Consider the following 23,240-nt stretch of genomic DNA (forward strand, 5'->3'; position numbering starts at 1 on the left):
TTTTGTCACGATTCGGCCGTCAACGCCGCTGCGTCCTCGTCGTGGGTGGCTTTGCGGCGGCCGGGGTGCGCCGGCCCAGGCAGCGTCATTCGGCCGTCAGCGCGGCCGCCTCCCGGTTCCGCGCCCGCCGGGCGCCGAGGGCGGCGGGCAGGATCAGCGCGGCGACCAGCCCGACGAACCCGAACGCCACGCCGTAGTCCGTCACCTGCGCGATGCCGCCGACGATGGGCGGCCCGCCGAGGAAGCCGGTGTAGGCGATCGCCGTGACGAAGCCGATCTCGCGCTCGCCGCCGGTGCCGTCGCCGCGTTTGCCGGCGTCGCCGGCCAGGCTGAGGGCGAGCGGGAACGACGCCGCCAGGCCCGCCCCGGCGAGCGCGAAGCCGACGTAACCGGCGGCGGCGACCGGGATCGCGGCCGCGGCGAGCAGCCCGGCGGCGGCCAGGACCGACCCCGCGACGAGGCAGCGCGTGGGGCCGAACCGGCGTTGCGCCCACGACCCCGCGAGCCTGGTCAGCGCCATGACCAGCTGGAAGCCGGCGAACGCGAGGGCCGCGGCGCCTTGGCCGACGCCGCGTTCGGCCGTCATCAGCAAGGCGGACCAGTCCGAGGACGCGCCTTCCGCGATGGCCGAAGCCAGCGCGACCGCGGCGAGCAGCCACAGCACCGGACGGCGGATCGGCGCCCGGCTCGGCACGGCTTCTTCGCTGGGTTCGGGACGGCTGCCGGGGACCGCGCGGACGACGAACAGCAGCACCGCCACGGCGACGACCGCGGCCACGCTCAGGTGGCGGCCGGGAGGCCAGTCGTGGCCGGCGGCGAGCCCCGCGGCCAGCGAACCGGCGAGCGCGCCGAAGCTGAAGCCGGCGTGGAACTCCGGCATGATCGGGCGGCGGATCCGGCGTTCGACGGCCACCGCGGCGACGTTCATCGCGACGTCGAGCATCCCGACGCTCGCGCCGATCAGGAGCAGGGCGCCGGCCAGCAGCGGCACGGTCGGCGCGAACCCGACCAGCACCATCGAGCCGGCCGCGCTCGCGGTGCTGCCGGCGACGACCACCCGGGCGCCGGCCCGTTCGATGATCCGGCCGGACACCGACGCGGCGGCGAGCATCCCGGCGCTGGCGCCGAGCAACGCCAGGCCGAAAACTCCCGGTGAGGCGTGCACCTGCGCCGCCAGCGCCGGCGTGCGCGATGCCCACGAGCCCAGCGCGAGGCCGTTGAGCGCGAAGACGACGAACACCGCGATCCGGTCCCGCATCGAACCCCCTTTCGTGGCCCCAGCGTGACGGAGTTCGCGCGGCCGGACCAGGCCCTAGCACCTCCTCCGCACTCCCACAAGACCGTTCGCGGATCTGTGGACAACCGTCTCCCGCCCGGCAACCTGTCCACAGATCCGAAATAGCGGGCTGACAAATCTTCCCCCGCCCGCCAATCTGGAATCACCAGTTCACCGCGGCCCCCAAGCCGCGATTCCAGAGGGGAAATCCACGATGTCTTCACGCCGTCTCCGCGCCCGGCTGCCGCACCTGCTGATCCTGGCCGCGCTGGGCTTGCTGACCAGCGTCGGAACCGCTCAGGCCGCGCCCGCGCAGGCCGAACCGGGGTGCCAGAAGGGCGAATTCTGCCTGTGGTCGGCCGGCGACTACGGCGGCGATGCCCAGCGTTTCGACCTGCGCACCGCGAATCCGGGGGAATGCATTCCCCTACCCGAGGGATTCGCCGGATCGTCATTCGCGAATCTGCTGACGCGGGACGTCACGGTGTACCAGAGCGAGGAATGCTCGACCGAGGGAGATTTCGTCACCTACCCGGGTGGCGGCACGTTCGTCCCGGACGCGCCGTTCCTGGTCCGCGGGATCCAGATCTGGGAGTGACGGCCTGACCCGGGCCCGCACCGCCGCCTGCTCCAAGGGGAGAGCCGGCTCGCGGCGGCGGCCGGACCCGACCGGGGCCGCTCCCCCGACAGCGGCCCCACCCCGTGGGCGCGCCCCAGCGGCGGGGCGCGCCCACGGGCTTCCCACAGCGCTCACGGCTCGCGCGGGTTCCGGCGGCCGAGCCGGGCATCTCGGGCGGTTGGCGGCGGTCGTCGTGCCGTTCCTTGGTCGCCAGGGGGGAGCCTGCACGCGTCAGCAAGGCTCACAGACGGTCCGGCAGCCGTCGAGCCGTCCGTGGTCGTCAGAGAGCCGGCAACGCGTCAGCTGAGCTCTCGAGCGGTTCGGCGACTGTCGAGCCGTCCGTGGTCGCCAGGGAGCCGGCATCGCGTCAGCGAGGCTCACGGACGATTCGGCGACCGTCGAGCCGTTCCGTGGTCGTCAGAGCCCGCATCGCGTCAGCGAGGCTCTCAAGCGACTCTGCGACCGTCGTACCGCCCCTCTTTGGTCACCAGGGGGCCCGCAACGCGTCGGCGAGGCTCACGGACGGTCCGGCGACTGTCGAGCCGTCCCCGCGAGTCGTCAGAGAGCCCGCAACGCGTCAGCAAGGCTCTCGGGCGGTCCCGCGGCCCACGAGGCGGTCACCCGGACCGGCGCCTCGACTGGTCCCTCTCGCCCAGCTGGGCCGGCCGCGGCCGCGTGCACTCCGACCGGGCGCTCGCCGCAGTGGGCCTGGACCGCGAAGTCGCCTTACCCGGCGACCTGGCCAGGCACGTCTGGCCTGAGTCAGGGGATGTCGCCGGGAGAGCGCACAGACGACCCGCGTCACGTTCAGGGAGGTGAGGCGACCACCGCGCCGCCCGCCGCGGCAGGGAGGCAGCGGCGTGCGGACGCTCGCGGCGCTGCCTGCCCGGCCGCTGGTCGTGCGGGCGAGCGTGGTCGGGCTGGACACAGCAAGAGCCTTCTGATCGCCAGATTACAGGTTCGCGGCGCGCCGGGAAGCCCGTTCGGTCACCCTCAGCACCGCACCCGACACTCAAGGAGGTCCACACCACGCTCTCGACGACGTTTCCCCCGAAGTTCCGAATTCCGTCGAACGAGACCTGAAACGATTCGCCGGTGTCGAACGATCGAGAGGATGGCGACGACTAAGCTGCCAGTGCCGGGTTACCGGCAGCAGCCGTCGGCGCGGGCCCTCGTAGCTCAGCTGGATAGAGCAAGAGCCTTCTAATCTCTAGGTCGCAGGTTCGAGTCCTGCCGGGGGCGCCACCAGGGAAGACGTCGTGCGCGGCTGCGCACGACGCACCCTGGCCACGTGCCCGGTCCCCTCTTCGGACGCCGTCGGCGTATCCCCACTTTGGACGGTCACCCGTCCGCGTTCCCGTGCACGGTGAGTCCGGAAGTCGCACTGCGTGAGCGGCCAGGTGGCCCAACGGTCCCGACCGAGCCCATCCCGAGACAACCTTGTTACCTCCGGCAGTGAGGTGCTGTTCCGCAGCCGAGCCGTCACGCCCAGCGATGACACCCGCAGTACGACTGCATCCGCCAAGACAACCCGATCGAGCGAACCGACCTCACCCCGAACGAAGGAGGTTGAACACACCGTGGACCCCGAACAACCCGGCGGACGACACCGGCGCCGGCGGGCCAACCGCCTGACCCGCACCGTCCTGGACGAAGCCCGCCGAGCCGGCCTCGTCCGCCGCCACCTGACCAAGCTGCGCTACCTGGCCGAGCGCGCCGAACGGGCACCGGAGTCCGGAAGGCCGGCCGCCGAGCCACCGCCCTCCACATCGGACGCCGCCTGACCTCGCGCAAGGCTGCTCAAGACGCGCGGCAGCTGCCAGCAAAACGCAGGCGCGGCCGGACGCACGCCCGGTGCCCGGCCGACCTGGCCAGGCGAACCGGCTATGCGCCACAGCGCGCACGGCCAGACACACCCGCCGCCTCGGCGGTATGGCCAGGCGAACCGGCAACGCACCACAACCTGCGCAGCCAAGGGCACACCGGTCACCTCGGCGGCGTGGCCGAGCGAGCTGGCAATGCCCCACAACCCGCGCGGCGGGCGCACGCCCCGTGCCTGGCGGCACGGCCAAGCAGACCGACAGCACGCCACACTCCGCGCGGCAAAGTTCCCGCCCGCCGCCTCGGCGGCGTGACCGGGCAAGCCGGAGATGCGCCACAACCCGCGCGGCCAGGCGCGCACCTGGCATCTGAGCGGCGTGGCCGGGCGCACGCCCGGCGCCTGGTGGCGCGGTCAACCAGACCTTGTCCACAGATGATTCGGCAGCCACCGGGAGCCGGCCTCCGGCCGCGCTCCCATGTGGACTTCGCCGAACCGTCGACGGTGCACGAAAAGGCGGCCCCTGCCCGGCGCAAGCCGGCAGAAGCCGCCCCTCGTAGACGGGAGAACTACTGGGCCGCGGCGGACTCGGCGCCCTTCAAGTGCACCGGGAGGGCTCGGTGGCCGTTCATGATGAACGTGGACAGGGGCTCAAGCTCGGCGGGCTCGACGGCCAACGCCAGGTTCGGGTACCGCTCGAAGAGGCTGGACAAGCCGACAGTGGCCACCAGACGAGCGATTCCGGCTCCAAGACAGAAGTGCGGGCCGTGGCCGAAGGACAGGTGTTCCTTGTCGGCTCGGGTTATGTCGAACTCGCACGCCGACTCGCCGTGCATGGCCGGGTCGCGGCCGATTGCCGCGTAGTTGACCAGGATCGGGTCGCCCTTGGGGATCGTCACGCCGTCGCCGAGGTCGATGTCCTCCATCGCGTAGCGCAGCGGGAGGGATGCGAGCGGGGACTCGACGCGCAAGGTCTCGTCGATGACCTCGCTCCAGGCCACCTCGCCGGACTTGACCAGTTCCAGCTGGCCGGGGTGGGTGAGCAGCGCGGTGATCGCGTTGTCGAAGAAGTTGATCGTCGTCTCCGAGCCGGCGCCGAGGATCGCGAAGATCGTGTCGGCGAGCTCCTGCTCGGACAACCGGGACCCGTCCTCGTCGCGGGCGGCGATCAGGTCGCTCGTGATGTCCTCGCCCGGGTTGGCGCGCTTGGTCGCGATCAACTCGTCCATCGCGCCGCGCCAGCCGGCGAGGACCGACTGGGCCTGCTCGGGGGTGACCGTCGTGTCCACCATCATGTCGATCACCTTGGCCGTGGCGGCGCGGGCCTGCTCGTCCATCCCGATCAGCTCGGCGACCAGCATGGCCGGCAGCGGGTAGGCGAACCGCTCGCGCAGGTCGACCACCTCGTCCGGGCCGGCGGCGGCGAGCGCGTCGAGCAACATGTTGGTCAGCGCCACGATCCGCGGGCGGATGGCCTCGGTTCGCTTGGGGGTGAAGGCCTTTCCGACCAGGCGGCGCAGCCGGACCTGGTCCTTGCCCGTGGCGGTGACCATGTTGTCCATCGCGACCCAGCTGATCATCTCCCAGTCGGGCGGGATCTCGCCGTTGATGAACTTCGGCCAGTAGTTGCGCGCGTTCTTGGTGACCCTCGAGTCGGCGAGCAGCTTCTTGATCACCTCGGCACGGGTGACCGACCAGGCGAGCACGCCACCGGGCAGCTCGACCCGGGTCGCCGGGCCCAGAGCCCGCAGGCGAGCGGCCTCTCCGTGGATGTCACGTCCCGTCGTGTCCAGGACTGGGCAACGGCTTTCCATCGGTTCACCTTTCGAGGGGCTGAAGAGAACGAGCGAAGGAGCGGATGTCGCCGACGAGCGACTCGGGCTGCTCGAGCGCGGCGAAGTGGCCGCCGCGGTCGAACTCCGTCCAGTGCGCGAGCGTCGGCAGGTCGCGGTCGGCGAAGCTGCGGACCGGCTGGAAGATGTCGCGCGGGAAGACCGCCACCCCGACCGGGACGGCGGGGGGCGGTGGCTTCTCACCGGCGGCGATCGCGCGCAGCGCGGCGGCGCCCTCGTAGTAGAAGTTCGCGGACGTGCCCGCGGTGGCGGTCAGCCAGTAGATCGAGACCGCGTCGAGGATCTTGTCGCGGCTGATCGCGTCCTCGGGCACCTTGTCGGAGTCGGTCCACTCCTTGTACTTCTCGACGATCCAGGCCAGCTGGCCGACCGGCGAATCGGTGAGCGCGTAGCTCACCGTCTGCGGCCGGGTCTGCTGGAGCTTCATGTAGCCGGACAGCTCTTCGTCGAACTTGGCCAGCAGGCCGAGGCGCGCCAGGTCTTCCTCGCCGAGCGCGGCGAGCTCGGCCGGGTCGCCGCTCGGGAAGGTCATCAGCATGTTGACGTGCACGCCGGCGCAGTTCTCCGGGTCCAAAGTGCCCAGTGCCAGCGAAATCACCGCGCCGGCGTCGCCGCCCTGGGCGATGTAGTCGCGGTAGCCGAGACGGCGCATCAGCTCGGCCCAGGCCTGCGCCATGCGCGGCACGTCCCAGCCGGTCGTGCGCAGCGGGCTGGAGAAACCGTAGCCGGGCAGCGCGGGGATCACGACGTGGAAAGCGTCGGCCGGGTCGCCGCCGTGTGCGCGCGGGTCGGACAGCGGGCCGATCAGGTCGAGGAATTCGGCGACCGAACCGGGCCAGGCGTGGGTGAGCAGCAGCGGGCGGGCGCCGGGTTCCGGGGAGCGCACGTGCAGGAAGTAGACGGTCGCGCCGTCGATCTCGGTGACGAACTGCGGGTGGCTGTTCAGCGCCGCTTCGGTGGCGCGCCAGTCATAAGAAGTGCGCCAGTATTCGGCGAGCTCCTTCAGATAAGCGAGCGGAACGCCGCGCTCCCACCCCGTGCCGGGCAATTCCTCCGGCCAGCGGGTGTTGGCCAGCCGCTCGTGCAGATCGTCGATGGCTGCCTGCGGGATCTCGACTCGGTACGGCTGCATGCTCGCCTCAAATCAGTACGATCGGGGCTGACGTGGAATCGGCCGGAATGGTGTGCCCGACCTCCGGCGCACCCATCCTCGCGCTACGCCGAATGGCGGCGCACCTCCTACGTTGCCCGGTCTCCGGCCGTTCGTTCCGCGACCCGGCGGTCACTGCCGACAATTCCGCAGTTCGAGCACTACCGTGCCGCGACCGATACGCGATTCGCAACTCTTGAATTGCCGGGCCGCGACCGGAATCTGAGCAATGCGGAAGGTTGCCGGCCGGCCCGGGCCTGCGAAGGTTGTCCGAGAGACCCTCAAAGCCCGAACGGAAGGTGAGCGGCTGATGGCTGTCACTGCGATCCAGGACGTGCGAGACGTACTGGCCGCCTACCCCGGACTCGCGGACGTCGCGGTCCTGGCGCACGCCCAGGAACCGGTCGGTCAGGTCCTGGTGGCCTACGTCGTGCCGAGCAGCCCGGGCCTCGATCTGGTCGCGCTGCACAAGCACGTCCGGGAAATGCTGCCGGGCAGTGCGGTGCCGGCCGCCATCGTGGTCGTCGACGCCATTCCGGTCGACGCCGAGGGAATTCCGGAGCGGCAAGCGCTTCCCGCTCCGGACCTGCGCGGGCTGCTGCCCTACCGGTCACCCGACACCCCTCGCCAGGAAGCGCTGTGCACGATCTTCGCCGAGGTGCTCTCCCGGACCCGGTGCGGTGTCGACGACGACTTCTTCATCATGGGCGGCGAATCGATCGACGCCATGCTGATCGCGAGCCGCGTGGGCCCGGCGTTCGGCCTGGAGATCTCGATGAACGAACTCTTCGACGCGCCCACGGTCGCGGAACTCGACCAGCTCCTGGACCGGATGAGCACCGGAGGCTGACGATGGTCAAGGTTGCCGACCGGATGCGGGGCCTGCAGGCGTCCGCCATCGGGGCCATGACGGTGCGCTGCCAGGAGCTCGGCGCCGTCAACCTCGCGCAAGGGCTCAGCCAGGTTCCACCGCCGGCCTCGCTGCTGGCCGACGGCGCGCGGAACTTCGAGCACATCGGTCATTCGTACAGCCAGCCCGAAGGCCTCGCCGTCTTCCGGGAAGCCGTTGCCGACAAGGTGAAGCGCAGCAGCGGGCTCAGCGTCGAGCCCGCCACCCAGGTCGTGGCCACGGTGGGCGCGACGGGCGCTCTCATGGCGACGCTCACGGCGCTGCTCGACCCGGGCGACGGCGTCATCGTGTTCGAACCTTTCTACGGCTACTACCTTTCCTCGATCAGGATGCTCACCCTGACCCCGGAGCCGGTCCGGCTGACCGGGCCGGGTTTCGAGATCACCGAGGAATCGCTGCGGGCGGCCGTCACCGGCCGGACGCGCGCGATGATCATCTGCACGCCGAACAACCCGAGCGGGCGCCGGCTCACCGCGGCGGAGCTCAAGATCGTCGCGGCCGTCGCGGAGGACCACGATCTGCTCGTCATCACCGACGAGGTGTACGAAGACATCTACTTCGGCCCGGAACCCCACCTCGCCGCGGCGACGGTCGGGAGCCTCGCCGAACGAACGGTGACGCTGGGGTCGCTGGGGAAGTCGTTCAGCATTCCCGGCTGGCGGCTGGGTTACGCCTGCGGCCCGGAACAGCTGATGGGCGCGGTCCGGGTCGCGGCCGACTCGTTCGTGGTCTGCGCACCGGCTCCGCTGCAAGCGCTCGGCGCGCGGGCGCTGAACCTGGGCGAGGACTACTACCACGACTTCCGCGCGATGTACGACCGGAAGCGGCGGACCTTGGCGGCGGGCTTCGCCGCCGCCGGGTTGTCGCCCAACGAACCGGAGGGCGCCTACTACCTGTTCGTCGACTGCTCGCGGATGGGCGTGGCGACCGGGGTGGAAGCGGCCGAGATCCTGCTGGAGAACACCCTCGTCGGCACGGTGCCCGGCGAGGCGTTCTACCTGGACAAGCCGGATCGCCCGTACGTCCGCGCCTGCTTTTCCCTTCCGGACGAGGTACTGGCCGACGCGGTCGGCCGATTGGCGAACGGGGAGCTGACCCATGGGTGAGAACGTGAGGGGGCGCGCGGTCCTCGTGACCGGCGCGGCCCGGGGTATCGGGTGGGCCATCGCGAAGCGGTTCGCGGCGGCCGGCGACCGGGTGGCGATCCTGGACAAGGTGCCGGCCGGCGCCGCCGGGGACCTGGTGGCCGGGCTCGACGGCAGCGGGCACGCCGTCGTCGAGGCCGACCTGCTGGACGCCGAAGCCGTGCAGGCGGCGGTGGACTCCGCCGCCGGGCAGCTGAGCGGTCTGGACGTCCTGGTGAACAACGCCGGCATCTTCGTCGCGCACCCGATCACGGAGGTGGACTACGCGACCTGGCAGAAGCACTGGCAGGCGACGCTGGGGGTCAACCTCATCGGCGCGGCCAACGTGACCTGGTGCGCGGTCGACCACATGAAGGCGCAGGCACGCGGGGGGCGGATCGTCAACGTCTCGTCCCGGGGCGCGTTCCGCGGCGAGCCGGAGGTGCCGGCCTACGGGGCGAGCAAGGCGGCCGTGAACTCCCTGACGCAGTCACTGGCGATCGCGCTCGCGCCGTACCGGATCGCGGTTTCCGCCGTGGCTCCCGGCTTCGTGGCCACGGACATGACCACGGACTGGCTCAAACCGCCGGGCGGCGACGAGATCCGGGCGCAGAGCCCGTTCGGCCGGGTCGCCGAGCCGGCCGAGATCGCCGCCGGCGTGTTCTACCTGGCCTCCGCCGAGGCCGAGTGGGCCAGCGGCACCATCCTCGACCTGAACGGCGCCTCGTACCTGCGGACCTGACGGGCGGCGGGCCGGGGCCCCTCAGGCGGCCGCGGCCCGCTTCCGCTGCTCCATGAGCGCGACGATCTCCGCCACCGTGTCGAGTTCGAGCAGCTCGTCGTCGGTGATCCGGATGCCGTGGCGCTCGGTGAGCACCATGGACAGCTCGACGACGGCGAGGGAGTCCAGGCCCGCGTCTTCGCGGCTCGCGTCCGGGTGCACTCCGTCGGCGTCCAGCAGCAGCACCTCGGTCATGACCGACTTCAGCAGCTCGTACATTGCGTCCTCCCGTGTCCGTTGGCTGGATGCCCTATGCGTCGTGGATTTCGAGCTCGGGCCAGGTCAGCGTGGTGGCACCCCAGGTGAGGCCGCCGCCGAACGCGGCGAGCAGCACCCGGTGGCCGGGCTCGAGGGTCCCGTTCGCGGCCGCCTGGGCCAGCAGGACCGGGATCGAGGCGGCGGCGGTGTTGCCGACTTCGGCGATGTTCGTCGTCGCCGCGTCCCGTGCCAGGCCGAGCCGGGTGGCCAGCGCGGCGCTGACGCGCGCGTTCGCCTGGTGGGTGATCACCCGGTCGACGTCGCCCAGCTGCCAGCCCGCCGCCGCCAGCGCCTCGGTCGCCGCGGCGCTCATCCGCTCGACCGACTGCCGGAACACCTCGCGGCCGCGCATCCGGAAGTACTGCGACCCGTCGTCGGGAGCCGACTCCCGGAGGGGCAGCCGCGAGCCGCCGGCCTTGACCGTGATCAGCTCGCTGCGGTCGCCGTCGCTGCCCAGCACGAGCGGGCCGACCGCACCCGGCTCACCGGCCCGGCCACGCCGCAGCACCACCGCGCCCGCCCCGTCGCCGAAGATCGGCCGGGTCGTCGGGTCGTCCGGGTCGAGCAGGGTGGAGAACGCCTCGGCGGCGATCAGCAGGACGCGCTCGGCCAGCCCGGCCGCGATGAAGCCCGCCGCCGTCGCCAAGCCGTAGACGAACCCGGTGCACACGGCGGAGACGTCGAAGGCGGCGACGCCGCTCAGGCCGAGGCGCGCGGCCACGTCGGGCGCGGTCGCCGGGCAGCGGTAGTCCGGGGTGGTGGTCGCCAGCACGACGGCGTCGACCGGCCCGCCGCCCGCCGACTTGAGCGCGGCCCGGCCCGCCTCGACCGCGAGGTCGGACGTGGCTTCACCCGGCTCGACCCAGCGGCGGCGGGAGATCCCGGTCCGTCCCTCGATCCAGTCCTCCGACACGTCGAGCCGCTCGCACAGCTGTGCGTTGGTGACCGTCCGGTCCGGCAGCCAGTACCCGATGCCGCACAGGACCGCGCGATCCACCGGATCCGTCACGACTCGTCCCCGGCCCCGGCGCCCCGCAGGGCCAGCGCGACGTCGACGATGAGGTCCTCTTGGCCCGCGACCGCCTGGCGGCGGCCGAGCTCGAAGAAGACGTCACGCGGGTCGACGCCCTCGCGGGCCGAGATGTCGAGCACCCGGGGCTTGAACCCGGAGAACACCCCGGCCAGGCCGCTGACGATGGAGAGCGAATCGACCTTGGGCGGCGCCGGCATCAGCTCCCGTTCGGCGATGTCCGCCGCGTCCAGGAGCCGGTAGAGGTCGATGCCGGTGCGGTAGCCCACGCGCTCGAGCACCGGCACCAGGACCTCGAGCTGGGTGTTGCCCGCCCCGGCGCCGAAACCCCGGGCGCACGCGTCCAGGATGGACGCTCCCGCGTCGGCCGCCGCGATGGAGTTCGCCACCGCCATGCCCAGGTTGTTGTGCCCGTGGAACATCACCGGCACGTCGACGGCGCCGCACATGGCCGTGATGCGCTCGGTGACGTCGGCCGGCAGGTAGTGGCCCGCGGAGTCCATGATGCCCACCCCGGTCGCCCCGAACCCGACCAGGCGCGCGCAGTGCCCGGCGAGCTGCTCGACGGTCGCCATGTGGCTCATCAGCAGCACGGCGTGCGCCTCGACATCCCGCTCGCGCAGGTAACCGAGGTGCCGTTCGGCCAGGCTCGACTCGGTGCAGTGGGTGCCGATGCGCACCAGGTCGACGTCGTGCGCGATGGCGTTGTCGAGGTCCTTGATCGTGCCCCAGCCGGGCAGCATGAAGACGCCGAGCTTGCTGGTCGTCAGGGCGTCGCGGGTGATCGACAGCATCTCGTCGTCGCTGAGCCTGGCCCGGCCGACCTGGAGCGAGGAGGCGCCCAGCCCGTTGCCGTGGCCGACCTCGACCACCGGGACGCCCGCCGCGTCCGCGGCCAGCGCGTACGCGCGAAGCTGCTCCGCGGCGAGGCTGTGCCGGACGGCGTGGTGGCCGTCGCGCAGGCTCGGGTCGTGGATCTGGATCGGCTTGCCCGTTGCCTCGCTCATGAGTTCACCACGCCTGCCATCGGGAGCCGGTCCGCCGCGTAGCTCTCCGCGACCAGGAGCGCGGCGGAATTGATGATGTCGAGGTTCCCGGCGTACCGCGGGATGCGGTCCCCGGACGAGGTGACCTCCACGGCGACGAAACCCTTGCCGTCGTCCACGCTGCACGCCTTCACCGCGAACCCCCGGGCGAACGAGCGGACTTCGGCCGCGGCGCCCTGCACGGCCGAGCGCAACGACTCGGCGGTGAGATCCTTGCCCAGCAAGGACATGGCGACCCGGAAGGTCGCGGGCGGCCGCGCGGGGCTGATGTTGAGGATCGCCTTGACATCCGCGACGCCGGTGAAGCTGCGGACCGCCTCCTGCGTGGTGTCCACGTATTCGTCGAGGTTCATGCGCGTGCCGCGGCCGATGCTCAGCGTGGCGGCGGTCGTCACCACCTCGATGTAGTCGATCTCGTGGGCCCGCGTGATCGCGTGCAGGATCGGCACGGCCGCCTGCCCGCCGCAGCTCACCATGCTGAAGTCGCGGTGCGTGGCGATGTCCGCCCGGTTGACGGTCGGGAAGATCATCTGCCCGTTGCGGCTGGGCGTCAGGTCGATGAGCATCGTGCCGAAGGGCGCGAGCTTCTCGACGTGCTCGGCGTGGGCGGCCGCGCTGGTGGCGTCGAACACGACGTCGAACGGACGCTCGTTGTCCACAAGGGACTGGATGCCGCCGGCCGCGACCGGCACGCCGAGCTTGGCGGCCTGCCGCAGTCCCGACGTGGCTTCGTCCCGGCCCGCGACGAGCCCGAGCTCCAGCCGGTCGGAACGGATGACCTTGGTCATGAGGTCGATGCCGATGAGGCCCGCGCCGAGCACAGCCACGGACAGCCGGCCGGGCGCCGTCCGGTTGTCGTTGTGGATCATTCGTCACTCCTGACGTGAGAGAACGGCTCGAGTGATCTGTCGCGGGAAATCGTCGAGGGGCGCAGAGCCCATGGGTATCCATGATTGCCGGAAAGCGCGCCGGCCAACGTCTCCCAGGTTGCGTGGCCGCCGGCCGGCCCCGGCGAGCAAGCATGAAGATGACCGGATCCGAGACCGGAGCATACTTACCGAGAGCGCGAAGACGACCCCGCGAAAAAGGCTGCGCGTGTTCTTTTCCCGACCCCAGCCGAATGTGCCGAGCCAAACCGGAGAATGCCATGACACGGCCGTTGACCGGCGCCGAGTACCTCGAGAGCATCCGCGACGGACGGGAGATCTACCACCACGGCAAGCGGGTCGACGACGTCACCGAGCACCCCGCGTTCCGCAACCCGGCCCGGATGATCGCCCGGCTCTACGACGCGCTGCACGACCCGGAGCACCGGGACGTGCTCACCACCGCCACCGACGCCGACGGTTCCGACGGCTACACGCACCGCTTCTTCACCACGCCGCACAGCGCCGCCGACCTGGTCGCCGACCAGCAGGCCATCGCCACGTGGTCCCGGCTGACCTACGGCTGGATGGGGCGCAGCCCGGACTACAAGGCCTCGCTGCTCGGCACGCTCGGCGCGAACGCCGAGTTCTACAACCCCTTCGCCGCCAACGCGCGGCGCTGGTACCGGGAGTCGCAGGAGAAGGTCCTCTACTGGAACCACGCCATCGTGAACCCGCCGGTGGACCGGCACCGGCCGCCGGACCAGGTCGGCGACGTGTTCGTGCACGTCGAGCGGGAGACCGACAGCGGCGTGGTCGTGACCGGCGCGAAGGTCGTCGCGACGAACTCCGCGCTCACGCACTACAACTTCATCGCCCACACCGGCCTGCCGATCAAGGACCGCAAGTTCGCCATCGTGGCCACCGTGCCGATGGACGCGCCCGGGCTGAAGCTGATCTGCCGCCAGTCGTACGCGGCGGCGGCGGAGGCGACCGGCAGCCCGTTCGACTACCCGCTGTCCTCCCGGATGGACGAGAACGACGCCATCCTGGTGCTGGACAAGGTGCTGATCCCGTGGGAGAACGTGTTCATCTACGGCGACGCCGTCAAGGTCGGCATGTTCAGCGGGCACTCCGGGTTCTTCGAGCGGGCCATGTTCCACGGCTGCACCCGGCTCGCGGTGAAGCTCGAGTTCATCGCCGGGCTGCTGGCGAAGGCACTGGACATCACCGGCGCCGCCGGCTTCCACGGCGTGCAGGCCCGGCTGGGCGAGGTGCTCGCCTGGCGGAACCTGTTCTGGGGCCTGTCGGACGCGGCGGCGCGGAACCCGGTGATGTGGCGGGACGGCGCGGTCCTGCCCAACCCGGACTACATCATGGCCTACCGGTGGTTCTCCCAGGTCGGCTACGCCCGGGTCAAGGAGATCGTGCTCCAGGACATCGCGAGCGGGCTGATCTACCTGCCCTCCGGCGCGGACGACTTCCACAACGCCGAAATCCGGCCGTACCTGGACGCCTACCTGCGTGGCTCGCACGGCGTCGACGCGGTCGAGCGGGTGAAGGTGATGAAGCTCCTCTGGGACGCGGTCGGCACCGAATTCGGCGGCCGGCACGAGCTCTACGAGCTCAACTACACCGGAAACCACGAAAACACCAGGATCGAGCTGCTGCGCGGCCAGATCGGCGACGGGAAGCTGGACGGCTACCGCGCGTTCGTCGACCGCTGCCTCGCCGAGTACGACCTGGACGGCTGGCAGGTACCCGACCTCACCCGATAGAGTATGGAGCTCCACTGTGGACCTGTATCCGCTGAGTTCGCGGCAGCTGGACCCGGACGGCTTGGGACGCTCGACCAAGCACATCGTCGCACTCGCCCTCCGCATCAAGGGGGAACTGCGCGTCGACGCGCTCGAAGGCGCGCTCGACGAAGTGGTGGAACGGCAAGAAGCCCTGCGCACCCGGCTCGACTACGACGAGACGGACGGGACCCGCGGGTTCCAGGTGGTGCTGCCGCCGATGCCGGTTCCGCTCGCCGTGCACGACGTCGCGCCGGCGCCCGGCCGCTCCCGCGACGAGGTCGCCATCGAGCTGCTGACCGCGTTGAACGAAGAGCCGATGTCCTTCGCGGACACGCCGTCGTTGCGCGCCACCCTGCACCGGTTCGACGACCACGACGCCGTGCTCACCCTCCTGTCCCACCACCTCTTCAGCGACGGCTGGTCGATCGGCGTGCTCCGCCGCGAAATCGCGGCCTGCTACCGCGCCCGCGTGACCGGGGTGCCGCACACGCTGCCGAACCCGGTTCCGTACCGCGAGTTCGCTTCCTGGGAACAGGAGTTCCTGCGGGGCGAGCGGGCGACGGCGGCCCGGCGCTTCTGGCAGGGCAAGCTGGCCGGTGCCGAGATGTGCACGATGCCCACCGACCGGCCCTTCAGCCCCGGCACGCAGGCGCCGCGGGCCGAGGTGCGCAACTTCACGATCGATCCGGACACCCTCGCGAAGGTCACCGCGAGCGCGGCCCGGCACCGCTGCAGCGTCTGGCACGTCTTCCTGGCCGCGTACATGGCGCTCGTGGAAAAGATCTCCGGCCGGGCCGACCTCACCCTGCTGACCGTGAACAGCGGCCGGCCGGCGCGGGAGTTCTACGACACCATCGGGTTCTTCGCCAACCTCGTTCCCGTTCGCCTGGAGTTCGGCGACTGCGAGAGCTTCGCCGACCTCATGCTCCGGGCCCGCAAGGCGAGCGCGGAAGCCCAGCAGCACCAGCTGCCCCTGGGGTCGATCCTCGAGCTGTACCCCGACCTGATGAAGGGGTCCGGCGATCCGCTGGCCCTGCCGGCCGGGTTCAACTACATCAGCTCGCCGGCGGACCACGAGGACACCGAGTTCACCACCAGCGTCGAACCGGTGACCCTGGCGGAGGAACAGCCGTCCTCGTTCCGCCGCGGCGCGTTCATCTGGACCTTCCTCGTCGTTCCCACGGGCGAATTCCGGTGTGTCGTCGAGTACGAACCCAGCGCGGTCGACGCGAGCACGGTCGATCGCTGGGGTTCGGACTACATCGACCTGATCCTGGCGATGGCCGACCGGCCGGACCAGGCCTGGCAGCGTGGGCAGACGTCCGGAAAGTCGCACAACGGCGGAGGATTCGCGTGACGACAGTCATCGAGCTATGGATCACGGAAAGCCCGAACAGCACGCTGCCCGGCTTCGGCGACCCGCTGGTGCTCGCGGCCGAGTCGTTCAACCGGGCCCACCCGGAGTACGACGTGCGCATCCGCCGGGTCGAGGTGCACCTGATGCCCGAGACGGTCGCCGAAGCGATCGCGCTGGGGAACCCGCCGGACGTCGTGGAGTACACGTACTCGTCCACGCAGACCGCTTTGGACACCCGCGCGGCCGACGGCGCACCGATGTTCGTCCCGATCCAGCGCGCGATCGGCGGCCGGACCGAGATTCTCGGCGAGCCGGTGGTCATCGAGGACCTCGTGCCCACGGTGCGCGAATACTACAGCGTCGGCGGTGAACTGGTCTCCGTGCCGAGCATGGTGACGACGAACCTCCTGTACGCCAACAAAACCGTGCTGGACCGCGCCGGGATCGAGCGGATGCCCGTGACGTGGAAGGACCTCACGGCCGCGTGCGCCACCATCGCCGCGCTGCCGGACGGGCCGGGGCACGGCGTCAGCTGGCCCAACTACGGCTGGGTGTTCCACCAGGAGCTCGCCGGCCAGGGCGCGCTGCTCACCAACGGCGGCAACGGCCGGACCGGCCGGGCCACCCGGGTCTTCCTGGACTCGCCGGAAATGCTCGGCTATGCCAGCTGGTGGAAGGAGATGCTCGACAGCGGCCACTACCTCCCGACCGAGGAACTCCACTACTTCACCTGCATGCAGGCCTTCGCGCGGCAGGAGATCGCGTTCGTCGTCACGTCTTCGGCCGTCGGCCAGATGATGGTCGGCATGGCCGCCGAAGCCGGCTTCGAGCTCACGGCGGGCCAGCTGCCGCGCCCGGACGAGCAGCGCTCCCCCGGCGGTCCCCTCGGCGGCCATTCCCTCTTCCTGGCCGCGGGCCTGCCGAAGGAGAAGGAGGACGGTGCTCTTGCCTTCCTCCAGCACCAGCTCAACGCGGAGCACGCGGTGACCCGGATCAGCGTTCCCGGGAACCCGATGACTTCGCTGCCGATCACCCAGGCGTCCTACGAGCGGACGACGGCGGACGACTGGACCGACCCCTTCCCCGGTTTCCAGAGCGCGACCGCGCAGGTGACGTCGGCGGAGCGGACCCCGGCGGCGGCCGGCCCGATGGTCGGCAACCTCAACGGCATCAACATCGTCCTCACCGAGGCGATGGAGGACGTGCTGCTCCGGGACGCGGAGCCGGCGGCCCGGTTCCGCGCGGCGACCGAAGAAGCGCAGCGGCTGCTCGACCGCTACAACGCGGCGGCCCTCGCCTACCCGCCCGTGACCCCGGACGACCTCCTGGCGGGCTGACGCGCACACGAACGGTCCTTTCTTCGCGCATTCCGCGAGGAAAGGACCGTTCGCTGTCAAGGAACTCCGCAATTTCGGAGATGCCCGCGGCCACGAAATGCACGATCGGCGGGAATACCGGCGGCCGGCCTGGTCAACGGAACGTGACCGCGTGCATGATGTCCGTCATGACTTGCCTTGCCCGTCGCATGTTCGAGCTCCTCGAGCCGATCTGCCTGGTCACCTTCTTCGCCGACGAATGCAACGAGGAGCTGGCCGCGCTCGGCCACCGCACCTATTGGGACGGCTATTTCGCCAGCCGCGCCGCGCCGCTCGGGCGAGTACCGGCCCACGTCGTGCACGCGGCTTTCTACAGCTTCGCCGACGGCGAGGCCGCGCGGCACATCCCCGGCGTGTGGGAGACGATCCCGCCCGAGGCTTCCGTCGCCGCGCGGGAACGGGGCAGCGCGGCCTCCCTGCGTCGGATCCTCGGCGAGGCGGCCGGCTCCCCGGGCGTGCTGCGCGCCGCCGACCTGACCACCAAGGCCGCGACGAGCGCGCCGACCGAAGGCCGGATGATGTACGCCGGGATGCGCGCCCAGCCGGTGCCGGGCGACCCCGTCGCCCGGCTGTGGCATTCCGCGACCATGCTGCGCGAGCACCGGTGCGACGGGCACATCGCCGCACTCGTCGGCGCGGGCATCGGCGGCACGGAGTCCCACGTGCTGTCCGCACTCGAGATGGGAATCCATCCGCCGGAGTCGTTCGGCCGCGTCCACCACCTGCCGAAGGAGCGGCTGGCCGCGGTCATGGCCGGCTTGCGCGAGCGCGGGTTCGTCGACGAAGACGGCTGGTTCACCGACGCCGGCCGCAAGACCAAGCAGCACATCGAAGCCCTCACCGACGACCTCGCCACCCCGCCGTACCACGCTCTCTCGCCCGCCGAGCTCGACGAGCTGGTGGCCGCGCTGACCCCGATCACCGCGAAGCTGGTGGCCGCGGGGATTCCGGCGCCGGTCCGGGACTGACGGCGAAGGGCGCCCGGATCGCTCCGGGCGCCCTTTGCGTGCAGCCACCGCGCTCAGGCGGCGCGATCGACCTGGTTTCCGGTCGGGACGGACGTGATCACGGCGTTGCCGCGCCCGCGCCGGGAAGTGGCGAACCGCTTCATGATGGGCTGTTCGACGAACTTGAACGTCACCCAGGACAGCAGCAGGGTCACCGCGAACAGCAGGGCCAGCACCGCGGCCGAGGTCAGCGTGCTCCAGTTCTCCCCCTGGCCCAGCAGGTTGTGGCCGGTGACGAGCACCAGGTGGTGCCACATGTAGAAGGCGAACGAGATGTCGCCCAGCCAGACCATCAGCCGGGTGCCGAGGAACGTCGGCAACCGATCGAGGTCGGCCCGCGCGCCGGCGGCGATGAGCAGGCCGAGCGGGATCAGCATGACGGCGCTGAACTGGTAGAGCGGCCCGAACAGCGGGGTGACGAAGTAGGCGCCGATGGTCAGGGCGACCGCTCCGCCGAGCTTCAGCGGGAGCCGCCGCCCGGCGAGCACGACCTTGGCCATGAAGATGCCGAAGATGAACGTCAGCAGCTGCCCCGCCGGGCAGTGGAAGACGAACCACAGCTCGAGGTCACTGAAGCCTTGCGGGAACTGCTGGCCGGCCGGCAGCAGCTTGGCGAAGCTCGGCAGGGACAGCACCGAAGCGGCCGAGATGAGCGTCCAGAGCCACAGCCGCTCCGGCCGGACCTTGTTGATCAGCTTGATGATGAACGGGAACGCCGCGTACATCAGCAGCTCGCACGACAGCGACCAGGCGACCGGGTTGAAGCTGGTGCGGACCTCGAGGCTGGGGCTCCAGCTCTGCAGCAGCAGCGCGTTCAGCACGCCGCCCTGCAGGACCGTGCCGGTGATCGCGGTGATCGGGATGAGCGCGACCGCGAAGGTGATCAGGTGGTTGGGGTAGATCTTGAAGAACCTTCTGCGCCAGAACTTCGGGGCGCTGTCCCGCGGCCGCACGGCGCAGGTGAGGACGAACCCGCTCAGGATGAAGAAGAAGGTCACGCCGGTGAAGCCGCCCCCACCGAACAGTGTGTTCGTGACGGTTTGAGCGCCTTCCGAGGCGAAGGGAGCCAGGACGATCGCGTGGAAGGCGAACACCATCAACGCCGCGATGAAACGGAGTCCGGTCAGCGACGGCAAACGCGTGGTCAGATTTCGCGCCGGGGATGGCCCCGAGCGGGATAGGGTTGCTTCCTGCGACATGGATCTACTCCCTGCTCCTGCTTTCGTGATTGGCAGCACCAGGAGTTTCGCACGGGGGAACACGTGCCGACGCCTTCTAGAATTGCACGCGCGGGGTACCCGGACGAGCGCCGGGAGTGACGTCTCCCGGAGACGCGAATGGGAAAGCCCTTGGTGTGAACGCACTCCTCGAGCGAGAAGCGTGATCACCCAAGGGCTTTCCCACCCGGGTCAGGAAAGGCTGCCGGTGTCGATGACGAAGCGGTACCGGACGTCGGAAGCCAGGACGCGGTCGTAGGCGGCGTTGACGGCGTCGGGCGTGATGACCTCGACGTCCGCGGTGATGCCGTGGGCCGCGCAGAAGTCGAGCATCTCCTGGGTCTCGGCGATGCCGCCGAACAGGGAGCCGGCGAGGGTCTTGCGCCCCATGACGAGCGAGAAGGCGGGCAGGACAAGGGGTTCGCCGGGGAGGCCGACGTTCACCAGGGTGCCACCGGGAGCCAGCAGGGACAGCAGAGTGGCGACTTCGGGGGCCGCGGTGACGGTGCTGATCAGGAGGTCGAACCGGCCGGCGAGCCCGGCGATGGCGTCGGCGTCGCTGGTCGCGTAATAGTGGGTCGCGCCGAGACGCTGGCCGTCCTCGAGCTTCTTCAGCGTCTGGGAAAGCACGGTGACCTCGGCGCCCATGGCGACGGCGAGCTTGACGCCGACGTGGCCGAGGCCGCCCAGCCCGAGCACGGCGACCTTCTTGCCCGGGCCGGCACCGTAGCGGCGCAGCGGGGAGAACATGGTGACACCGGCGCACAACAGCGGCGCGGCACCGGCCGGGTCGAGGCTTTCCGGGACGCGGAGGACGAAGTTCTGGCCGACCACGATCTTCCCGGAGTAGCCGCCCTGGGTGACGGTGCCGTCGGCGTCGGTGCCGCCGTAGGTGCCGACCATACCCGCGCAGTCCTGCTCCTGCCCGGCCTCGCAGCTCGCGCAGTCCCCGCAGGAGCGGACCATGCAGCCGACCCCGACCCGGTCCCCTGGCGAGAACCGCGTGACCTCCGCGCCGACCGCGGTGACGGTCCCGACGATCTCGTGGCCGGGTACCAGCGGGTAGGGCTGCGGCCCCCACTCCCCGCGCACGTGGTGGATGTCGGTGTGGCAGATCCCGCAGTACGCCACGTCGATCAGCACGTCCTGCGGCCCGACCTCGCGACGGTCGATCGTCGCTGCCCCGAGCGGGGCACCTTCTGCCGGTGCGGCAATCGCCTCAGTGGTGAACAAGGCTCAGCACTCTCCTCACGGGACTCGTAAGACCAAACGGTGTCACCGAGTCAACCAGCCGCGTCCCGCCCACCGCGTATCCCAAGTTGCCGAACCGGTTGGCGCGAACCGGGTCGCGCGGGATCCGCGCAAGGGGGAGGTAACGGGCAGTCCCGGTCCGGGTCCGGTTCCGTGTCCGGCCCGTCCGGCAACCTCCCGGGTGCGCCGATTCGGAGCAGCCTGCGAGACGCCGGTGGCGCGGAATGTGCGGATGATTCAAGAGATTCCTGTCCCGGCCGGGATCAGCACTCCCAGTCTTTGAACCTTTTCCGGTGTCGCCGGCAGTGTGGAGTAAGAAATGGACAAGTGCCCGTACGTACTGGACCGGAGCGGCAGTGATCTCCACCAGGAGAACAAGAACCTGCGCGCCCGCGGTCCGGTCACCCAGGTCGAACTGCACGGCGGATACACCGCGTGGTCGGTGACCGGTTACGAAGAGGCGAGGCAGCTGCTCGTCGACCCGCGGATCGCGAAGAACACCAAGGACAACTGGCCCGAGTTCCAGGCGGGCCGCGTGCCGCAGGACTGGGAGCTGTTCACCTGGGTCGCCATGGACAACATGCAGACCCGGGACGGCGCGGAGCACGACCGCCTCCGCAAGCTCGTCGCGCGGGCGTTCACCAGCCGCCAGGTGGCGAAGTCCCGGCCGATCATCGAAGGCATCGTGAACCGCCTCCTCGACGAGCTCGCTACGGTGCCCGCCGACGAGGTGGTGGACGTCAAGGGCCGGTTCTTCTACCCGCTCTCGACCATCCTCGTGTGCGACCTGCTGGGAATCCGCGAAGAGGACCAGAAGGCCATGCTGCAGGGCGCCCAGGTGAACGCGAAGACGGACAACACCGCCGAGGAGGCCGAGGCCAACCTCCACCAGTGGCACGAGGCGCTCGGCCGGCTGGTCGAGACCAAGCGGCGCGAGCCGGGCGACGACCTCACCACCATCATCATCAAGGCGACGGAAGACGACGAGGCGCCCCTCACCGACGAAGAGGTCGTCGGCTCGGTGCACCTGCTCATCGGCGGTGGCACGGAAACCACGGCCAATGTCCTGTGCCACACGCTGGTCGACCTGCTGACGCACCCGGACCAGCTCGCCGCGATCCGCTCCGGGGAAGCGAGCTGGGAAGAGGCGTGGGACGAGGAGGTCCGCAAGGACGGTGCCGTCGGCTCGATGCCGTTCCGCTGCGCGCTCGAGGACATCGAGATCGGCGGGGTGACCATCGCCAAGGGCGACCTGGTGCTCATCAACTACCTCGCGGCCGGTCGCGACCCCGCGAAGTACGGCGACACCGCCGACGAGTTCGACATCACCCGCGAGGACAAGAGCAGCCTCGGCTTCGGGTACGGCCGGCACCGCTGCCTCGGCCCGGCGCTGGCCACCATGGAGGCGATGGTCGCGCTGCCGGCGCTGTTCGAGCGGTTCCCCGACCTCAAGCTGGCCGTCCCGGCCACCGAGCTGAAGCCCGCGGCGACGTTCATCTTCAACGGGCCCGCGGAAGTCCCGCTGCTGCTGAAGGGCTGAAGCGCCCGAGGAAAGGAAACTTCGATGCAGGCCGTCGTGGGTACCAGACCACTGTGCAGCCGGCTCAGCTCCGGGGACGGGGCGGCCATCCTGGTTGCGGACTTCCAGCCGCTCACCGCGGCGCCGCGGCTCAGCAAGCTGGTGAGCGATGCGGCCGCCGGTCACTCGGTTCACCAGGTGGACCCACGCGGTGCGGTCTCCGGCGACCGGCTCTACGCCGCCGTGCCGGAACTGGCGGACGAGACCGCGGCCCTGTTCCGCGCCGCCGAATCGTCCGCGGCACCCGACCGGCGGGTGTTCGTCGTGGGCCACTGCAGCGCCGCGGCGCTGTCCCTGCAGATCGCCGACCGGCTGGCCGGCGACCGGGAGGTCACCGCCATCCTGGTGCAGCCGACCTGGCCGGGCACGGACCACGTCACCGAGCGGTTCGCGGAGTTCCAGGGAAAGCTGGGCGTGGCCGATCTGCCCCTCCCGGACCTGGACGGCGATCCGTGGTCCTGCATCGCGGGGATGGAACAGCTCATGAACGAGGGGCTGGCGGGGCTCGCGAAACGGCTCGGCCTCAGCAAGGCGCCTCTGGCGTTCTCCGAGCTGCTGGTGTCGTACCGGACCTGGCTCGCGTTCCTGCTGGCCTGCCGCAACGACCAGCCCGTGAAGGTGCCGTCGGAAGCAGTCGCGATCTCGGTGCTGACCGACGAGCCCGGGTTCGTGGTGCCCGGGACCGGTCCGGAGCGGTGCCGGATCACGCCGCCGCCGCCCGCGGAACGGCCCGACGCCGTGACGCCGGAGGTGGCCAAGGTGGTGCTCGACCTGGTCGAGGGCCACTGAGCCGAAAGCCACGAAGAGGCGCGTTGGTGCGGACACGGCGGAAGCCCCTCGTTTTTTGCCCCCGACCCGTAAAGAACAGTACACCCGCCGTTACCCCGGGCGGGGGTTTCGGGGTTTGCGGGGCGGTCGCGGG

The 23,240-nt window shown here is 70.6% G+C and carries 21 protein-coding genes and 1 tRNA gene; 13 read left to right on the top strand and 9 right to left on the bottom strand.

The features are described 5' to 3' along the window. Positions 1-85: 85 nt before the first annotated feature. On the bottom strand, positions 86-1,258 hold the full coding sequence (locus tag QQ657_RS12170) for an MFS transporter (RefSeq protein WP_284742182.1): 1,173 nt from the start codon (positions 1,256-1,258) through the stop codon (positions 86-88). Between the two features lie 232 nt (positions 1,259-1,490). On the opposite strand from QQ657_RS12170, the gene QQ657_RS12175 reads away from it, so the two are divergent. The 4 genes from QQ657_RS12175 to QQ657_RS12190 all read left to right on the top strand — a co-directional run bounded on the left by QQ657_RS12175 (position 1,491) and on the right by QQ657_RS12190 (position 3,679). After that, a complete protein-coding gene (locus QQ657_RS12175; RefSeq protein WP_284742183.1) occupies positions 1,491-1,874 on the top strand; it encodes a peptidase inhibitor family I36 protein in 384 nt (127 codons plus the stop codon). Between the two features lie 836 nt (positions 1,875-2,710). Beyond that, entirely contained in the window at positions 2,711-2,839 is a 129-nt protein-coding gene (locus QQ657_RS12180; protein ID WP_284742184.1) for a hypothetical protein, read from the top strand. Positions 2,840-3,063: 224 nt separating this feature from the next. After that, a tRNA-Arg gene (locus QQ657_RS12185) sits at positions 3,064-3,140 on the top strand. Positions 3,141-3,475: 335 nt separating this feature from the next. After that, positions 3,476-3,679 (top strand): hypothetical protein, encoded by a 204-nt coding sequence (locus tag QQ657_RS12190; RefSeq protein WP_284742185.1) that lies wholly within the window; start codon positions 3,476-3,478, stop codon positions 3,677-3,679. A 604-nt stretch (positions 3,680-4,283) separates the two neighbouring features. Here the strand turns inward: QQ657_RS12190 and QQ657_RS12195 are convergent. Both QQ657_RS12195 and QQ657_RS12200 read right to left on the bottom strand, forming a co-directional pair. Beyond that, entirely contained in the window at positions 4,284-5,528 is a 1,245-nt protein-coding gene (locus tag QQ657_RS12195) for a cytochrome P450 family protein (RefSeq protein WP_284742186.1), read from the bottom strand. A 4-nt stretch (positions 5,529-5,532) separates the two neighbouring features. Beyond that, entirely contained in the window at positions 5,533-6,699 is a 1,167-nt protein-coding gene (locus QQ657_RS12200; RefSeq protein WP_284742187.1) for an epoxide hydrolase family protein, read from the bottom strand. A gap of 328 nt (positions 6,700-7,027) precedes the next feature. Here QQ657_RS12200 and QQ657_RS12205 point away from each other — a divergent pair, with 328 nt between their 5' ends. The 3 genes from QQ657_RS12205 to QQ657_RS12215 are packed head-to-tail and all read left to right on the top strand — an operon-like array spanning position 7,028 to position 9,493. Next, a complete protein-coding gene (locus QQ657_RS12205) occupies positions 7,028-7,567 on the top strand; it encodes a phosphopantetheine-binding protein (protein ID WP_284742188.1) in 540 nt (179 codons plus the stop codon). Positions 7,568-7,569: 2 nt separating this feature from the next. Beyond that, on the top strand, positions 7,570-8,733 hold the full coding sequence (locus QQ657_RS12210; RefSeq protein WP_284742189.1) for a pyridoxal phosphate-dependent aminotransferase: 1,164 nt from the start codon (positions 7,570-7,572) through the stop codon (positions 8,731-8,733). Next, a complete protein-coding gene (locus QQ657_RS12215; protein ID WP_284742190.1) occupies positions 8,726-9,493 on the top strand; it encodes an SDR family NAD(P)-dependent oxidoreductase in 768 nt (255 codons plus the stop codon). Before QQ657_RS12210 ends, QQ657_RS12215 begins: the two co-directional genes overlap by 8 nt. 21 nt (positions 9,494-9,514) lie before the next feature. On the opposite strand, the gene QQ657_RS12220 is transcribed toward QQ657_RS12215, so the two are convergent. From QQ657_RS12220 to QQ657_RS12235, 4 genes are read right to left on the bottom strand one after another with little or no spacing between them, the layout of a single operon-like run. Next, on the bottom strand, positions 9,515-9,751 hold the full coding sequence (locus QQ657_RS12220; RefSeq protein ID WP_284742191.1) for an acyl carrier protein: 237 nt from the start codon (positions 9,749-9,751) through the stop codon (positions 9,515-9,517). 31 nt (positions 9,752-9,782) lie between these two features. Further along, positions 9,783-10,799 carry a beta-ketoacyl-ACP synthase III gene (locus tag QQ657_RS12225; protein ID WP_284742192.1) on the bottom strand — a complete coding sequence of 339 codons (1,017 nt, stop codon included), beginning with the start codon at positions 10,797-10,799 and terminating at the stop codon, positions 9,783-9,785. Then, positions 10,796-11,827 carry a 4-hydroxy-2-oxovalerate aldolase gene (gene dmpG, locus QQ657_RS12230; RefSeq protein WP_284742193.1) on the bottom strand — a complete coding sequence of 344 codons (1,032 nt, stop codon included), beginning with the start codon at positions 11,825-11,827 and terminating at the stop codon, positions 10,796-10,798. The genes QQ657_RS12225 and dmpG overlap by 4 nt, the downstream gene beginning before the upstream one ends. Beyond that, on the bottom strand, positions 11,824-12,735 hold the full coding sequence (locus tag QQ657_RS12235; RefSeq protein ID WP_284742194.1) for an acetylating acetaldehyde dehydrogenase: 912 nt from the start codon (positions 12,733-12,735) through the stop codon (positions 11,824-11,826). The genes dmpG and QQ657_RS12235 overlap by 4 nt, the downstream gene beginning before the upstream one ends. Before the next feature lie 278 nt (positions 12,736-13,013). Here QQ657_RS12235 and QQ657_RS12240 point away from each other — a divergent pair, with 278 nt between their 5' ends. From QQ657_RS12240 to QQ657_RS12255, 4 genes are all read left to right on the top strand, one after another. Then, positions 13,014-14,510: a 4-hydroxyphenylacetate 3-hydroxylase family protein gene (locus tag QQ657_RS12240; RefSeq protein ID WP_284742195.1), complete on the top strand. Its 1,497-nt coding sequence runs from the start codon at positions 13,014-13,016 to the stop codon at positions 14,508-14,510. Between the two features lie 16 nt (positions 14,511-14,526). Next, positions 14,527-15,888, top strand: coding sequence for a condensation domain-containing protein (locus tag QQ657_RS12245; RefSeq protein WP_284742196.1), 1,362 nt, complete (start codon positions 14,527-14,529; stop codon positions 15,886-15,888). After that, positions 15,885-17,225, top strand: a complete 1,341-nt coding sequence (locus tag QQ657_RS12250; RefSeq protein ID WP_284742197.1) for an extracellular solute-binding protein — start codon at positions 15,885-15,887, stop codon at positions 17,223-17,225. The genes QQ657_RS12245 and QQ657_RS12250 overlap by 4 nt, the downstream gene beginning before the upstream one ends. A 167-nt stretch (positions 17,226-17,392) precedes the next feature. Next, positions 17,393-18,232, top strand: coding sequence for an SCO6745 family protein (locus QQ657_RS12255; protein WP_434056733.1), 840 nt, complete (start codon positions 17,393-17,395; stop codon positions 18,230-18,232). Positions 18,233-18,285: 53 nt separating this feature from the next. Here QQ657_RS12255 and QQ657_RS12260 read toward each other — a convergent pair whose 3' ends face one another. Next, entirely contained in the window at positions 18,286-19,470 is a 1,185-nt protein-coding gene (locus QQ657_RS12260) for an acyltransferase family protein (RefSeq protein WP_284742199.1), read from the bottom strand. Between the two features lie 210 nt (positions 19,471-19,680). Next, positions 19,681-20,721 carry an NAD(P)-dependent alcohol dehydrogenase gene (locus tag QQ657_RS12265; protein WP_284742200.1) on the bottom strand — a complete coding sequence of 347 codons (1,041 nt, stop codon included), beginning with the start codon at positions 20,719-20,721 and terminating at the stop codon, positions 19,681-19,683. 337 nt (positions 20,722-21,058) lie between these two features. Here QQ657_RS12265 and QQ657_RS12270 point away from each other — a divergent pair, with 337 nt between their 5' ends. Both QQ657_RS12270 and QQ657_RS12275 read left to right on the top strand, forming a co-directional pair. Then, positions 21,059-22,279, top strand: coding sequence for a cytochrome P450 family protein (locus QQ657_RS12270; protein WP_284742201.1), 1,221 nt, complete (start codon positions 21,059-21,061; stop codon positions 22,277-22,279). A gap of 24 nt (positions 22,280-22,303) precedes the next feature. Then, entirely contained in the window at positions 22,304-23,107 is an 804-nt protein-coding gene (locus tag QQ657_RS12275) for a hypothetical protein (protein ID WP_284742202.1), read from the top strand. Positions 23,108-23,240 lie beyond the last annotated feature (133 nt).

This window comes from Amycolatopsis ponsaeliensis (genome assembly GCF_030182635.1).
GTDB lineage: Bacteria > Actinomycetota > Actinomycetes > Mycobacteriales > Pseudonocardiaceae > Amycolatopsis > Amycolatopsis ponsaeliensis.

Excerpts from the sequence above, each read along its gene's own strand:
- QQ657_RS12235 (WP_284742194.1), bottom strand. The coding sequence starts at position 12,735 with ATGATCCACAACGACAACCGGACGGCGCCCGGCCGGCTGTCCGTGGCT.
- QQ657_RS12220 (WP_284742191.1), bottom strand. The coding sequence starts at position 9,751 with ATGTACGAGCTGCTGAAGTCGGTCATGACCGAGGTGCTGCTGCTGGAC.
- QQ657_RS12270 (WP_284742201.1), top strand. The coding sequence starts at position 21,059 with ATGGACAAGTGCCCGTACGTACTGGACCGGAGCGGCAGTGATCTCCAC.
- QQ657_RS12210 (WP_284742189.1), top strand. The coding sequence starts at position 7,570 with ATGGTCAAGGTTGCCGACCGGATGCGGGGCCTGCAGGCGTCCGCCATC.
- QQ657_RS12240 (WP_284742195.1), top strand. The coding sequence starts at position 13,014 with ATGACACGGCCGTTGACCGGCGCCGAGTACCTCGAGAGCATCCGCGAC.
- QQ657_RS12215 (WP_284742190.1), top strand. The coding sequence starts at position 8,726 with ATGGGTGAGAACGTGAGGGGGCGCGCGGTCCTCGTGACCGGCGCGGCC.
- QQ657_RS12205 (WP_284742188.1), top strand. The coding sequence starts at position 7,028 with ATGGCTGTCACTGCGATCCAGGACGTGCGAGACGTACTGGCCGCCTAC.
- QQ657_RS12255 (WP_434056733.1), top strand. The coding sequence starts at position 17,393 with ATGACTTGCCTTGCCCGTCGCATGTTCGAGCTCCTCGAGCCGATCTGC.
- dmpG (WP_284742193.1), bottom strand. The coding sequence starts at position 11,827 with ATGAGCGAGGCAACGGGCAAGCCGATCCAGATCCACGACCCGAGCCTG.
- QQ657_RS12195 (WP_284742186.1), bottom strand. The coding sequence starts at position 5,528 with ATGGAAAGCCGTTGCCCAGTCCTGGACACGACGGGACGTGACATCCAC.
- QQ657_RS12175 (WP_284742183.1), top strand. The coding sequence starts at position 1,491 with ATGTCTTCACGCCGTCTCCGCGCCCGGCTGCCGCACCTGCTGATCCTG.
- QQ657_RS12170 (WP_284742182.1), bottom strand. The coding sequence starts at position 1,258 with ATGCGGGACCGGATCGCGGTGTTCGTCGTCTTCGCGCTCAACGGCCTC.
- QQ657_RS12260 (WP_284742199.1), bottom strand. The coding sequence starts at position 19,470 with ATGTCGCAGGAAGCAACCCTATCCCGCTCGGGGCCATCCCCGGCGCGA.
- QQ657_RS12200 (WP_284742187.1), bottom strand. The coding sequence starts at position 6,699 with ATGCAGCCGTACCGAGTCGAGATCCCGCAGGCAGCCATCGACGATCTG.
- QQ657_RS12275 (WP_284742202.1), top strand. The coding sequence starts at position 22,304 with ATGCAGGCCGTCGTGGGTACCAGACCACTGTGCAGCCGGCTCAGCTCC.